Origin of the sequence: Microbispora sp. H10885 (assembly GCF_014161415.1) — a bacterium.
GTDB lineage: Bacteria > Actinomycetota > Actinomycetes > Streptosporangiales > Streptosporangiaceae > Microbispora > Microbispora triticiradicis.
Genome location: NZ_JABBWY010000003.1, coordinates 498786 through 513929, shown reverse-complemented (window position 1 = coordinate 513929; position 15144 = coordinate 498786). Strand labels below are relative to the sequence as shown.

The 15144-nt window shown below is 74.0% G+C and carries 2 protein-coding genes; both read right to left on the bottom strand.

Going from position 1 to position 15144, the window contains the following annotated elements; genetic code table 11:
* Window positions 1–65: 65 nt before the first annotated feature.
* A complete protein-coding gene (locus HHX37_RS10700; RefSeq protein WP_182885287.1) occupies window positions 66–9011 on the bottom strand; it encodes a non-ribosomal peptide synthetase/type I polyketide synthase in 8946 nt (2981 codons plus the stop codon).
* 45 nt (window positions 9012–9056) lie between these two features.
* Window positions 9057–15140, bottom strand: a complete 6084-nt coding sequence (locus HHX37_RS10695) for a type I polyketide synthase (RefSeq protein WP_182885286.1) — start codon at window positions 15138–15140, stop codon at window positions 9057–9059.
* Window positions 15141–15144: the final 4 nt, after the last annotated feature.

Below are 15144 nucleotides of genomic sequence, written 5' to 3'. Positions count from 1 at the left end.
GAAGCCTCCGTTTCGTCCTGCGCGCCCGGCGGGCGACCCCGCGGATCGCCCGCCGATTTCTGAGATCAATTGCCGCCGGTCCGGACCGCGGACAGGCCGGGGAGGTAATCCCCGATGCGGCCCCCCGGGTCCGCGGCGACGGCCGCCAGAATCCGTACGTACGCCGCGAGCCAGCGGGCGGGGGCGCCCTCGGGGAAGTAGCCGGACAGGTGGTTGAGGGAGATCTGCATGAAGTCCCCCGAGATCGCGCTCTCGACCCGGAGCGGGTGGTCCGTCTGGGCCAGGACCTGGGCCGGCATCGCCCCGAGGACCGACATGAACCGCAGCAGGTTCTCGGTCAGCTTCGGCAGGTTCTCGCTGACGAGGTAGCTCTCGAAGAGCGGTTCCCCGGTGGGCGCGCCGGTGATCCCGTACAGGGCCGCGGGCGGCACGTACTCGTGGTCGGTGATCGCGGAGATCTTCTCCTGCATCTCCGCCAGCCACGGCAACATCGGCGCGTCGGGGTCCACCCTGGCCACCAGGGGGAGGATGTTGAACACCAGCCCGGTCGCCCGGTCCACCTCGACCGACGTGCTGCCCCGCCCGGAGAAGACCGCGCCGCACACCACGTCCCGCGAGCCGGTGATGGCGCTGAGCATGACGGCCCACGCGCCATGCAGCACGCTGTTGATGCTGAAGCCGTGTGCCCTGGACAGTTCCAGGAGCCCGTTCGCCACCTCCGGCGGGACCGTCACGCTCTCCTGCAGCAGCGGCGTCACGTGGTCGGCCGGCCGTTCCGCGGCCGGCAGGGTGATGGAAGGCACCCCGGACGCCCCTGCGGCCGTCCCCGCGGACGGCAGGGCCCCGAGCTCACGCCGCCAGAACGCCTCCGCCTCCGTCATGTCCCGACGGCTCTGCTCGACGCAGAAGTCGCCGTACGTCGAGGTGAAGGGCTCGTCCACCGGCTCGCCGCCCGCCCGGTACGCCTCGTAGGCGGCGAGGAGGACCGGCATCATGATCTGGTAGCTCCAGCCGTCCTGGGCGGCCATGCAGAAGAAGTGGTCGTAGTCGTAGACGTCGTCCTCGATCCGGAACAGGAGCAGCCGCACCTGCGGCGGCGGGCCGGTGAACCCGCGGCGCCGCGCCGCCTCGAGGTGGGCGTGCCGCCGCCGCTCCTGCTCGACGGACCGCAGGCCCCGGAGGTCGTGCGTCTCGATCCGCAGCCGCACGTCCCGCTGAACGACCTGGACCCACTCGCCGGCCTCGTCCTGGACGTAGGCCGAGCGCAGGTTGGGGAACCGGTCGACGGTGTGCTGCCAGGCCCGCTCCAGCGCGACCGGGTCGAAGTCCTGGCCGGAGAGGCGGAAGGACTGCTGGGTGACGTAGACGCCGGATCCCGGACGCTGCCGGATCCGGTCGAGCATGTACCGCTGCATGCCGGTCACCGGGTAGGCGTCCTCCGCGCCGGGGTGGCGCGACCGCGCCCACTCCAGCACCCGCTGGTCCCGCTGGCCGGCGCTCGCGACGTCCACCCGGCCGCGTGACTCGGCCAGGGCCGCCAGGTCGGCGATGGTGTGGCTCTGGAAGACGTCCTGCGGGCTGAGCGCCAGGCCGATGGCCTTGGCCCGGCTGACCATCTGGATGCCGAGCAGCGAGTCGCCGCCCATCGCGAAGAAGCCCCGGTCGACGCTCACCTCGTGAACCCCGAGCACCTCCTTCCAGATGTCCGCGATCCGCCGCTCCGTCTCGGTGCGGGGGGCGACGACGCCCTGCTCCGGCTCGACGCCCAGCTCCGGCGGCGGCAGCGCGTCACGGTCGAGCTTTCCGTTGGCGCTGACCGGGAACTCGGAGATGGCGACGACTGCCGAGGGCACCATGAAGTCCGGCACCTTCTCCCGCAGGAAGCTCCCGGCCTCGCCGCTCAGCCAGCGGCTGAGCGCGGCGAGCCGCGGGTTGTTCACGTACTGCCCGGCCGGACGCCCCGGTTCGCCCGGGTCCGTCCAGTCGACGAGATGACCGGCCTCCGGGCGGTGCAGCGTCACCCGGTAGGAGCCGTCGGCCGCTCCGCCCATCCACGCGACGTTCACCTCGTAGCCGAGCTCCTCGCCCAGCCGCCACCAGACCTCGGGCTCGACCCCGGAGGGGTCCTCCGTACGGGGCAGCCGGTCGACGGGGGTGTCCGCCGGCGCGCCGTCCATCGCGGCGAGGAGGGCGTTGACCGAGGCGACCCGGGCGTTGGGCACGCCGTCGACCCGCAGCACGTCCGGCCGGCGGCCGGTGAGCAGGCCGCGGACCTCGTCCACCGACGTCCAGGGGACGGTCTCCGGAGGCGGCTGGGCGCCGGCCGGCTCTCCGACGTGGACGGCGACGTCGTAGCGGTACCGGGTCAGCTCGTTGTGGTGGTCGCCGCGCTTGAGCATCATCTCCACGCGGCTGATGGCCGGGACCTCCTCGCGGAGTGCGCTGAAGTACTCCGGCGCGAGCAGCAGCTCACGCTCGTACGCCCCCCGCCGGCGGATGCGCTCGCGCAGGCGTCCGGCCGTGAGCCCCGGCTCGGTCCGCGCCAGCTCCATCTCCGCGTGGAGGGCCGGGAGCATCGGCAGGCTGCGCAGGTCGCCGAGGAAGAGCGCGCCGCCGGGCCGCAGGCACGCCAGCGCCCTGTCGACCACCTCCCGGAGGTGTCCCGGGCTGTCGAAGTACTGGACGACCGAGTTGATCACCACGGCGTCGAAGCGCTCGCCGTCCAGGCCGGTGAAGTCCTGGGCCTCCCGTTCGAACAGCCGGACGTCCACCGTGTCCGGCAGATCGGGCACCAGGCGCTCCCGCACGTAGTCGAGGGCCTTGCCGGACAGGTCCGTCGCCCAGTACGCAGTCGTGTGCGGGGCGATCCGGGCGAGCAGCATGCCGGTGCCGCAGCCGATCTCCAGCACGCGCCGGGGCCGCAGGGCCAGGATGCGCTCCACCGTTGAGTCGCGCCAGACGCGCATCTCGTCGTCCGGCAGCCGCTCGCTGGTGTAGCTGCTGTCCCAGCCGATGGTGTTGAAGTCGGCCGCGCCGGCGGCCTCCCGCTGGTAGCTCTGGTCGAACAGGTCCCGCCAGGCCGCCACGGCCGACGGCGCGGCGGAGTCGACCGTGCCGTCTTCGAAGCCGTCCTCGGGGACCACGTACGCGACGAGCTGCTTGCTCTCGGCGTCGTGCGGGAGGTCGCGGGCCACGACCAGGACGTCGCGCACGGCGGGATGCTCGGCCAGGGCCGCCTCGATCTCCCCCGGCTCGATGCGCATCCCCCGCACCTTCACCTGGAAGTCGGTGCGGCCGAGGAACTCCATCGTCCCGTCGGGCCGGAACCTCGCGAGGTCGCCGGTGCGGTAGAGCCGGGCGCCGGGCTCGGAGCGGAAGGGGTCCGGCAGGAAACGCTGCTCGGTCAGCTCGGGCCGGCGGTAGTAGCCGCGGCCCACCCCGACGCCGCCGATGTACGCCTCGCCGGGCGTGCCGAACGGCACCGGCCGCATGTTCCGGTCGAGGACGTACACCTGGGTGTTGGCGATCGGCGTGCCGATCGAGACCACGGACGTCTCAGGGTCGCGCGGGCACTCCCAGCAGGTGCTGTCGACCGAGCACTCGGTGGCCCCCCACAGGTTGTACAGGGTCGCGGCGGGCAGGCGTTCGTACAGGGAGCGGATCGAGGCGAGGGGCAGCGCCTCGCCGCTGGCGATGACCCGGGTGACGGACCGGCAGTCCTCGATGCCGGGGTGCTGGAGGAAGATCCGCAGCATCGAGGGCACGAAGTGCAGCGTGGTGATCCCGTGCTCCCGGATCGTGTCGGCGAGGTACTCGGGGTCCTTGTGTCCCTCGGGACGGGCGATCACCATCCGCGCGCCGATCATGAGAGGCCAGAAGAACTCCCATACCGACACGTCGAAGCTGAACGGCGTCTTCTGCAGGACCAGGTCGTCGGGGGTGAGCCGGAAGTAGTCCTGCTGCCAGTGCAGCCGGTTGACCACCCCGCGATGCGTGATCATGGCGGCCTTGGGCCGCCCGGTGGAGCCCGACGTGTAGATCATGTACGCCAGGTCGTCCAGCCCCGCGATGTTCTCCGGACGGGAGCCGGGCTCGGCGTCGAACTCCCCGGCCCGATCGAGTGGGACCACCACCGCGCCGTGCTCCGGCAGGCCGTCCACCAGCCGCTGCTGCGTGAGCAGGATCGCCGGTTCCGCGTCGGCGAGCATGAAGGCCACGCGCTCGCGCGGGTACGTCGGGTCGATCGGCACGTACGCGCCGCCCGCCTTGAGGATCGCCAGCAGGCCGACCACCATCTCCAGGGAGCGTTCGGCGCAGATGCCGACCGGCTGGTCGGGGCGCACTCCCATGCTCCGCAGCCGGTGCGCCACCCGGTTCGCGCGGCGGTCGAGTTCGGCGTAGGTGAGGTGCTCGCCCTCGAAGGTCAGCGCGATCGCGTCCGGCCGCTCGTCGGCGGTCTCCTCGATCAGCGTGTGCAGGCACCGGACGCGCTCGCCGGGGTAGACGCGCTCGGTGTCGTTCCAGTCGAGGAGGATCTCCCGCTCGGCCGAGGCCGGCAGCACGGGCAGTTCGGACACCCGCCGGTCGAGCCGGTCGGCGAACTCGTCCAGGAGCACCTGGTAGCCCGCGAGGAACCGCTCGATCGTGTCGTGGTCGAAGATCTCGCTGTTGTACTCGGCGTCGACCAGCAGCGTGTCGGACATCTCGGTCACCGACACCTCCAGGTCGAACTTGCTGGTGTCGTTGTGCACCTCGACGATGTCCGCCAGATCGTCCCGCCCCGCGCCGGCCCGGTGCCGCTTCATGTCGAAGACGACCTGGAACAGCGCGTTCGCGGTGAGTCCCCGGTTCGGGGCGAGCTCGGCGACCACCGCGTCGTACGGGACGTCCTGGTGGTCGTAGCCGTGCCTGACCGTCTCGCCGACCCGGTCGACCAGCTCCGCGACGGTGGGGTCGTCGCCGACGTGGGTCTTGAGCACGACCATGTTGACGAAGAACCCGATGAGCTCCTGCACCGCGTCGTCGTTCCGGTTGGCCATCGCGGTCCCGATCACCACGTCGCCCGTGTTCCCGGTGTCGCCGGCGTACCGGTAGAGCGTGGCCTTGAGCGCGGCCAGCATGGTCGTGAAGAGGGTGACGCCGCGCTCGCCGCTGAGCGACCGCAGCCTGCCGGTCAGCTCCGCGCCGAGCTCGAAGCTCATGCTGCCGCCGCGGAAGCGCTGGGCGGCCGGCCGGGGCCGGTCGGGCAGCAGCTCGACTCCGGTGGGATCACCGCCGAGCGCCCGCCGCCAGCTCTCCAGCCGGGCGGCCAGCCCCTCGCCCGCGAAGCGCTCGCGCTCCCAGAGGGCGTAGTCGGCGTACTGCACCGCGAGCTCCGGCAGCTCCGGGTCGCGGCCGCTCACGTAGGCCTCGTAGGCGGCGGTCAGCTCCGTCCCGAACACCCCGCCCGACCACACGTCGGCCACGATGTGGTGCATGCCGAGCAGCATCCGGTGGTCGAGCGGCCCGAACCGGAACAGCGTCACCCGCAGCAGCGGCGCCTCGGCGAGGTCGTAGGGCCGCCGCGCCACCTCGCCGGCGATCCGCGCGTACTCCGCCTCCGGATCCGCGGACGCCGTCAGGTCGACGAGCGGCACGGTGATCGTCAGCTCCGGCAGGATCTCCTGCCGGGCCTTCCCGCCGGGGCTGGGGAACCGGGTGCGCAGGATCTCGTGCCGCCTGACGACCTCGTTGACGGCCTTCTCCATCGCCTCCGGCAGCAGCTCCCCGCTCACCCCGACCGACAGCGTCAGGTTGTACGCCGCGCTGTCCGGCACGAGCTGCTCCAGCGACCACAGGCGCTGCTGCGCGTACGACAGCGGGATCGGTTTGTCCGCCACTGCTCCCCGGCGGCGGTCGGCCGCGATCCGCAGCAGGCCGGGGCCGTCCTCCGCCCCGGCGGCTCCCGTGGTGGCGGCGAGCTCGGCGAGGACGAACCGGGCGAGGGCGACCGGGGTGGGGTGGTCGAACGCCATGCTCACCGGCAGGACCAGCCCGGTGGCCCGGTTCAGCCGGTTGCGCAGCTCCAGGGCGGTCAGCGAGTCGAAGCCCAGGCGCAGGAGGTCGGCGTCGGCGGGGATCTCCTCGGTCGAGTGGTGCCCGAGCACGCCGGCGATCGCGCCGACGACCAGTTCGAGCGCGACCCGCTCCCGCTTGTCGCCCGTCGTGGACAGCAGCCGTTCGCGGACGTCGTCGTGGTCGTCCTCGTCGTACGGCAGCGCCGCGAGCAGCTCGCTCTCCCCCGACGGGCCGCCCGGCGTGCCGGTGTTCAGCCAGAACCGCCGGCGCTGGAAGGCGTACGTCGGCAGGTCGGCGGCTCCCCCTGCTCCCCCGGGTTCCTGGGGGAAGGCCACCCGCCAGTCGACCGCGACTCCGCCGCAGTACGCCGCGCCCAGCGACGCGAGCAGCTGGCTCCGGTCGCCGTGGCCGCGGCGCAGCGTCCCGGCCACGCAGAACGGCCGGCCGCCGGCCTCCAGCGCCTGCTGCAGGTCGGGCACCAGGACCGAGTGCGCGCTGATCTCAAGGAAGCAGTCGAAGCCCTGCGCCGCGAGCGTCTCGACGGCGGGGGCGAACAGGACCTGCTCCCGCAGGGCGCGGAACCAGTAGCCGGCGTCCATCCGCGCGGTGTCGGCCCAGTCTCCGGTCAGGGTCGAGAACAGCGGGACGGCGGACCGCCTCGGTCGTACGGGGGCGAGGTCCGCGAGCAGCTCGTCCCTGAGCGCGTCCATCTGCGGCGAGTGGGAGGCGTAGGTGACCGACGTCCGGCGCGCGCGCAGTCCGTCGGCCTCGCAGCGGGCGAGCAGTTCGCCGACGGCGTCGCCGTCCCCGGACACGACGGTGGACGCCGGGCCGTTGACGGCGGCGACGACCAGCCGGCCCTCCCAGGGCCCGAGGAGGTCGCGGACCACGTCGCCGGCGGCCGACACCACCGCCATCGCGCCGCGCCCGGTCATGCTCCGGGCGATCGCGCGGCTGCGCAGCACCACGACGCGCACCGCGTCCTCCAGGCTGAGGGCGCCCGCGACGTACGCGGCGGCGATCTCGCCCTGGCTGTGCCCGAGCACCGCGGCCGGTTCGACGCCGTAGGAGCGCCACACCGCGGCGAGCGACACCATGACGGCGAAGACCACGGGCTGGACGACGTCCTCTCCCTCCAGCGCCGGCGCCCCCGGAGCGCCGCGCAGCAGGTCGAGCAGCGACCATTCGACGTGTTCGCGCAGCGCCGCGTCGCAGGCGGTCATCTCCGCCGTGAAGGCGGGCTCGGTGTCCAGCAGGCCGGCGCCCATCCCCGCCCAGTGGGAGCCGTGTCCCGGGAACACGAACACGGTGCGGCCGGTGGCACGTGCCGCACCCCGCACCACTCCGGCGGCGTCGGCGCCGGCGGCCACCGCCGCCAGGCCGTCGAGGAACTCCTCACGGCCGCGTCCGACCACGACGGCCCGGTGCTCGAAGGCCGACCGCGTGGTCAGGGCCCGGCCCACGTCGTACGGCCGGACGTCCGGGCGGGACTCCGCGAACGCCGCAAGCGTGGCCGCCTGCGCCCGCAGCGCGGCGGCGGACCGGCCCGACACCACCCAGGGCAGCGGCCCGTCCGGCACGGGGACGGGCTCGTCCGCGGCGGCCGGCTCGGGCGGCTCCTCCACGATGATGTGCGCGTTGGTCCCGCTCAGGCCGAACGACGACACCGCGGCCCGGCGCGGGCGGCCGGTGCGCGGCCACGGCCGGGTCTCGGTCACGAGCTCCACGGCCCCGGTCGTCCAGTCGACCTGCGGGGTGGGCGCGTCCACGTGCAGGGTGCCCGGCACCAGGCCGTGCCGCAGCGCCAGCACCATCTTGATCAGGCCGGCGACGCCGGCCGCGGCCTGGGTGTGGCCGATGTTGGACTTCAGCGCGCCGAGCAGCAGGGGCCGGTCCGCCGGCCGTTCCTGGCCGTACGTCGCGAGCAGCGCCTGCGCCTCGATCGGGTCGCCCAGCCTGGTGCCGGTGCCGTGCGCCTCCACGACGTCGATCTCGGCGGCGGACAGCCCCGCGTTCTCCAGCGCCTGGTGGATCAGCCGCTGCTGCGACGGGCCGTTGGGGGCGGTGAGGCGGCTGCTCGCGCCGTCCTGGTTGACCGCCGAGCCGCGCAGCACCGCGAGGACCCGGTGCCCCAGCCGCTGGGCGTCGGCGAGCCGCTCCACCGCGACCACGACGGCACCCTCGGACCAGCCGGAGCCGTCCGCCGCCGCCGAAAAGGGCTTGCACCGGCCGTCGGGGGCGGCCACCCGCTGCTGCGAGAACTGGACGAAGGAGAAGGAGCCGGCCATCACCGTGGCGCCGCCGACCAGGGCCAGCGAGCACTCCCCCTGGCGCAGCGCCGTCATGGCCGAGTGCAGGGCCACCAGCGACGACGAGCACGCGGTGTCCACGGTCATCGCCGGGCCCTCCAGCCCGAAGGTGTAGGAGATCCGGCCCGAGACCATGCTGCCGGAGCTCGTGTTGCCCACGTAGTCGTGGTACATCAGCCCCATGAAAACGCCGGAGCGGCTGCCCGCGAGCGACTTCGGGTCGATTCCGGCGTTCTCCAGCGCCTCCCAGGAACACTCCAGCAGCAACCGCTGCTGGGGGTCGGTCGCCAGGGCCTCACGGGGCGAGATGCCGAAGAAGGCCGCGTCGAAGTCCGCCGCGTCGTAGAGGAACCCGCCCTCCCGGACGTACGAGCTGCCCGGGTGGTCCGGATCGGGATGATAGAGCGTCTCCATGTCCCAGCCGCGGTCCTCGGGGAACCGCCCGATGGCGTCCTCGCCGTCGGTGACCAGGCGCCACAGGTCCGCCGGGGTGCGGACGCCGCCGGGCAGCCTGCACGCCATCCCGACCACCGCCAGCGGCTCCCGGGACGCCGCGGCGAGCTGCCGGTTGCGCATCCGAAGCCGTTCGTTCTCCAGCAGAGAGGTCCTCAGCGCCTCGACGACCGAGGCGGAAGATGTGTCCACCACTGCGTGTACCCTCCGTGAGTTCGTGTGGGCGGGCGCCGTACGTCAGCGGCCGTTGAACTGCTGGTCGAGCAGGGCGAAGAGCTCGTCCGGGCTCGCGGACTCCAGCCGGGCGGCCGGTTCCGCGGGCGGGGCGGCCCATTCGCGCAACAGACCGCCCAGCCGGGTCGCCAGGTGTCCGCGTGCGGTGTCGTCCAGCGGGTGCGCGGCCACCACCTGGCGCAGGTGTTCGACGGCGGCGTTCACCGCGTCCTCGCCGCTGCCGTCCGGCGTCGTGCCGGCGGCGGTGCCCGTGCCCGTGTCCGAAGTCGCGTCCAGCGCCAGTTCGGACAGCAGGTGCGCCGCGAGCGCGGCGGGGGTCGGGTAGTCGAAGACCAGGGTCGCCGGCAGGCGCAGGCCGGTCACCTCGGCCAGCCGGTTGCGCAGCTCGACGACCGTGAGCGAGTCGAAGCCGAGCTCCTTGAACGCGCCGTCGGCGTCGATCGCCCCGGCGGCGGACTCGGGGTGGCCCAGCACCAGGGCCGCCTTGACGCGGATCAGGTCGACGAGCCTGCCCGGCCGGTCCGCCTCGGGCAGAGCGGCCAGCTCGCGGCGCCAGGACACGGAGTCGGGCGCGCCCTGTTCCCGGGTGCCCTGTCCCCGGGTGCCCTGTGCCTGCCTCGGCTCCCGGACAGGCGTACGCACGAGCGAACGCAGGACGGGCGGCAGCTGACCCGCCCGCGCGATGGAGCGCAGCGCCGGGAAGTCGACGCGGGCCGGCACCAGGCAGGCGCTTCCGGCTGTGCCCGCGGCTGTGCTCGCGGCTGTGCTCGCGGCGTCGAACAGCGCCAGGGCCTCCTCCGACGACATCGCCACGACTCCCGCGGCGGCGAGCCGCCTGAGCTCGGTCTCGTCCAGCGCGCCGGTCATGCCGCTGGGCTGCGCCCACTGGCCCCAGGCGAGGGACAGCCCCGGCAGGCCGAGGCCCCGGCGATATTCGGCGAAGGCGTCGAGAAAGGCGTTGGCGGCGGCGTAGTTCGCCTGCCCGGCCCCGCCGAGAACGCCGGACACCGACGAGAACGAGACGAATTCGTGCAGCTCGTGGCCGAGGGTCAGCTCGTGCAGGTTGACCACCGCGTCGACCTTGGGCCGCAGCACCCGGTCCAGGCGCTCCGGCGTCAGCGCCGAGACGACGCAGTCGTCGGTGCGGCCCGCCGCGTGGATCACCGTCGTGAGCGGGTGCTCGGCGGGGATGCCGGCCAGCACGTCGGCGAGCGCCGCGCGGTCGGCCGCGTCGCACCGGGCCACGGTCACGTCCGCCCCGAGCGCGGTCAGCTCCTCGACGAGCCGATCCGCGCCCGGCGTGTCGCCACCCCTGCGGCCCAGCAGCAGGAGCCGCCTCGCTCCCCGCGCGGTGACCAGGTGCCGGGCCAGCAGGCCGCCCAGCGTGCCGAGCCCTCCGGTGATCAGTACGGTTCCCTCGGCGGGCCCGGCCGGCCGCCCCGCCGCCGCGTCCGACCGGACGCCGGCTTGAACATCGGCCCGGACGCCGGCGTGGGCATCTGACCGGACGTCGGCTTGGACGTCGGCCCGGACGAGCCGGCCCACCCGGATCACGCCCTCCCGGATCACCACCTGTGCTTCGCCGGACGCCAGCGCGGTGGGCAGCGCGTCGGCGGACCGGGCTGTCCGGTCCGTGTCCACCAGCGTCAGCCTGCCGGGGTGCTCGGACTGGGCCGACCGGATCAGGCCCCAGACCGACGCGGCGGCCAGGTCCGGGAGGCCGCCGCCCTCCGGCGCCACCGCGTTACGGGTCAGGATGACCAGCCGGGAGGCGGCGAACCGCTCGTCGGCCAGCCAGCGCCGGACCAGGGCGAGCACCTCGCCGACGGACGACCGGACCGCTCCGGCGACGCCCCCGGGAGCACCCGGAGCGGGCTCGGGAAGCCGCACCACGACGTACTCCGGCACGGAAGCACCGGACTCCGGCAATCCATCGAGTGCGCCCGCCAGCCCACCGGCCGCTGAGCCGGTCCGAGCATCCGCCAGAGCGTCGGCCGACTTGGCGACCGGCGCGGTGCCCAGCGCGTCACCCGGTATGCCGGCAGACGGTTCAGCCGATGCGTCCGTCACCGATTCGGCCGGCGAATCTCTCGGTGCGTCTGCCGCACTGCTTGCTCCGTCGGCCGCCACCCGGGCCGAGGCGGCGGCCGGTGGGCCGGACGGCGTCGCCGGGTGCGGGTAGTGGTGCGCCGCCCAGGGGGCGGGTTCGCCGCCGAGCACCGCGCACCGCTCCGCCCGTACGCGCTGGGCGGGCAGCGGCTGGAGGGCCGGCCAGTCGAGGCGGAAGAGCGAGTCGCGGTGAGGGGCCCGCGCCACCTGCAGTTGTTCGGCCGTGATCGGGCGGGTCACCAGGGACTCGACGGTCAGGACGGGCGCGCCGGTCTCGTCGGCGGCGAGGATCGCCACGCTCTGGTCACCCGTACGGGAGAAACGGACCCGCAGGGTGCCGGACCCGGCGGCGTGCACCGCGACGCCGTGCCAGGCGAACGGCACCCGCAGTTCCCCGGTCTGTTCCCCCGTCGCCGCCTGGCCGGCGGGCATCGCGTGCAGCGCGGCGTCGAACAGCGCGGGGTGGACGCCGTACCCCTGCGGGGCGGCCTGGGCGGCCTCGGGCAGCGCCACCTCGGCGAACAGCACCTCGCCGCGCCGCCACACGCCGCGCAGCCCCCGGAAGGCGGGGCCGTAGTGGAACCCGCCTTCGTCCAGACGGTCGTACACCCCGGTGACGTCGACCGCCGAGGAGCCCGGCGGAGGCCAGGAGCCCCGCAGGTCGTCCCACTCCGGCGCGTCCGGGTCGCCGGGCGCGCCAGCCAGCAGGGCGCCTTCAGCGTGCCGGGTCCACGGCCCGTCGGCGGCGGCGTCACCGGTCTCGTCGCCGGCGGGCCGCGAGTGCAGGGTCAGGGACCGCCGGCCCGTGCCGTCGTCGGGTCCCACGATCATCTGCACGGTCAGGTCGCCTTCGGCGGGGACGACGACGGGCGCGTGCAGGGTCAGTTCCTCGACGCCGCCGAGCCCGGCGCGGGCCGCCGCGTGCGCGGCCAGTTCGACCAGCGCCGTGCCCGGCAACAGGACCGTGCCGGCCACCGCGTGGTCGGGGATCCAGTCGTGAAGGGCGGGTGAGACACGCCCGACGAACACCTCGCCCCCGTCACCCGCGTCGCCCCCGTCGCCCGCGAGGTCGACGGCGGCGTCGAGCAGCGGGTGGCCGGGCTCGGACAGGCCGAGCCCCGCGGCGTCCCCTTCCCGCCGGGCGGGAGCGTCGACCCAGTACCTGCCGTGCTGGAAGGGATAGGTGGGCAGGGAGACGCGCCTGGCCGTGGTCCCGGCGTAGAGGGCGGTCCAGTCGACGGTGGCGCCGTGGGTGTAGGCCTCCGCCGCCGAGGTCAGGAACCGGGCGAAGCCGCCGTCGCCCCGCCGGATCGAGCCGACCACCCCCGCCTCGACCCCGGCCTCCTCGACAATCCCCCGCAACCCCAACCCCAGCACCGGATGCGCCCCACACTCCACGAACAACCGGTAACCATCACCCAGCAACGACCCCACCGCACCCGCGAAATCCACCGGCCGCCGCAAATTCTCAAACCAATACCCCCCACCCAACTCCTCCCCCCCGACCAGCCCCCCGGTCACCGTCGAATACACCCCCACCCCGCAGGGACGAGGCTCCACCCACCCCAGAGCGTCGGCCAAGTCCTCCCGCACCGCCTCCACCTGCGGCGAATGCGACGCATACTCGATCGCCACCCGCGACACCCGCACCCCCGACCCCTCACACCACGCCGCAAGCTCCCCCAGCGCCGCCAACTCCCCCGACACCGCACACGACCGCGGCCCGTTCACCGCAGCCACCACCAACCGCCCACCCCACCGCCCCACCAACCCCTCGGCCTCCCCCGCCGAGCACCCCACCGACACCATCCCCCCACGACCCGCCAGCACCCGCCGGATCGGACCACCCCGCGCCACCACCAACCGCGCCGCATCCCCCAGGCTCAACGCACCCGCCACACACGCCGCCGCGATCTCCCCCTGCGAATGGCCCACCACCGCCGACGGCACCACCCCCACCGACCGCCACACCTCCGCCAGCGACACCATCACCGTGAACAACGCCGCCTGCACCACCTCGTCCCGCTCCAACAGCACCCCCGCACCCCCACCGGGACCGCTGCGCAGCACCTCCCCCAACGGGAAATCCACCAACGGCTCGAACGCCGCCACACACTCCTCCACCCGCGCCGAAAACACCGGCGACTCCGCCAGCAGACCCGCCGCCATCCCCGCCCACTGCTGCCCCTGACCCGGGAACACGAAGACCACGCCGCCCTCGGCCATCCGGCCGCGTACGACGCCGGGGGCCTGCCTGCCCTCCGCCAGTGCCGCGAGGCCGTCGGCCATTCCGGCGCGATCCGGCCCGAGGACCACCGCGCGGTGCTCCAGCGCCGACCGGGTGGTCGCCAGGGACCACCCGACGTCGGCGGCGGACGCGTCCGACTCCGCCAGGAAGGCGCGCAGCCGGTCGGCCTGCCCGCGCAGGGCGCGCTCGTCGTGCGCGGTGACGGGCCAGGCGAACATCTCCGGCGTCTCCGGCCCGGTCACGGTGAGCGCCTCCCGGAAGGTCTCCCCGAGTGCCTCCCCGGACGACTCGCCGGTCTGCTCGCCACGCCTCCTGTCCGGCCGCTCACCGCGCTGCCCGACCGGGTGCTCGGCCGGCTGCTCGTCGACCTGTTCCAGGATGACGTGGGCGTTGGTGCCGCTGATGCCGAACGACGACACCGCCCCGCGCCTCGGCCGGTCGGTCCCCGGCCACTCGACCGGCTCGGTCAGCAGCGACACCGCACCCGCCGACCAGTCCACCCGCGAGCTGGGCGTACGGACGTGGAGGGTCCTGGGCAGCACGCCGTGCCGGATCGCCTCCACCGTCTTGATCACACCGGCGACGCCCGCGGCGGCCTGGGTGTGGCCGATGTTCGACTTCACCGAGCCGAGGAACAGCGGGCGCTCGCGGTCCTGCCCGTACGTCGCCATCAGGGCCTGGGCCTCGATGGGGTCGCCGAGACGGGTGCCCGTCCCGTGCGCCTCCACCATGTCCACGTCCGACGGCGCCAGCCCGGCGTCCGCCAGCGCCGCGCGGATCAGCCGCTGCTGCGCCAGGCCGTTCGGCGCGGTGAGGCCGTTGGAGGCGCCGTCCTGGTTCAGGGCGGTGCCCCTGATCACCGCGAGCACCCGGTGGCCGTTGCGCCGGGCGTCCGACAGCCGTTCCAGCAGCACCAGCCCCACGCCCTCGGCCCCCGAGGTGCCGTCGGCGTCGTCGCTGAAGGGCTTGCTGCGCCCGTCCGGCGCGAGCGCGCGCTGCCTGCTGTACTCCACGAAGAGGACGGGGGTCGACATCACCGTCACGCCGCCCGCGAGCGCCATCGCGCACTCTCCCCGGCGCAGCGCCTGGACCGCGAGGTGGATCGCCACGAGCGAGGAGGAACAGGCGGTGTCCAGGGTGATGGCGGGCCCCTCCAGACCGAAGGTGTAGGCCACCCTGCCGGACGCGAGGCTGGCGGCGCTGCCGTTGCCCAGGTGCCCCTCCACCTCCTTGGGCACGGGCCGCACCCGGACGGCGTAGTCGTTGTACATGACGCCGGTGAAGACGCCGGTCTGGCTGCCCCGGACCGACGCCGGGTCGATCCCGGCCCGCTCGAACAGCTCCCAGGAGGTCTCCAGCAGCAGCCGCTGCTGGGTGTCCAGTGTGAGCGCCTCCCGGGGCGAGATGCCGAAGAACTCGGGGTCGAACCCGGCGACGCCGTCCAGGAACCCGCCCTCACGGGCGTAGCTGTGCCCGTGACTGTCCGGGTCGTCGTCGAACAGGTTCGCCAGGTCCCAGCCGCGGTCGTCCGGGAACCCGCCGATCGCGTCCTCGCCGGCGGACACCATCCGCCAGAGGCCCTCGGGGCTGGTGACGCCGCCCGGGTAGCGGCAGCTCATCGCGACGACGGCGACCGGCTCCCGGGACGCGGCCACCTGACGCCGCAGCCGTTCGGTCTCCTTCAGCGAGGTCCTCAGGGCGTCGAGAACGCGGTTGTCCTGGTTGGTCATGGAT

Coding starts and splice junctions, on each gene's coding strand:
- HHX37_RS10695 (WP_182885286.1), bottom strand. CDS start 15,140: ATGACCAACCAGGACAACCGCGTTCTCGACGCCCTGAGGACCTCGCTG.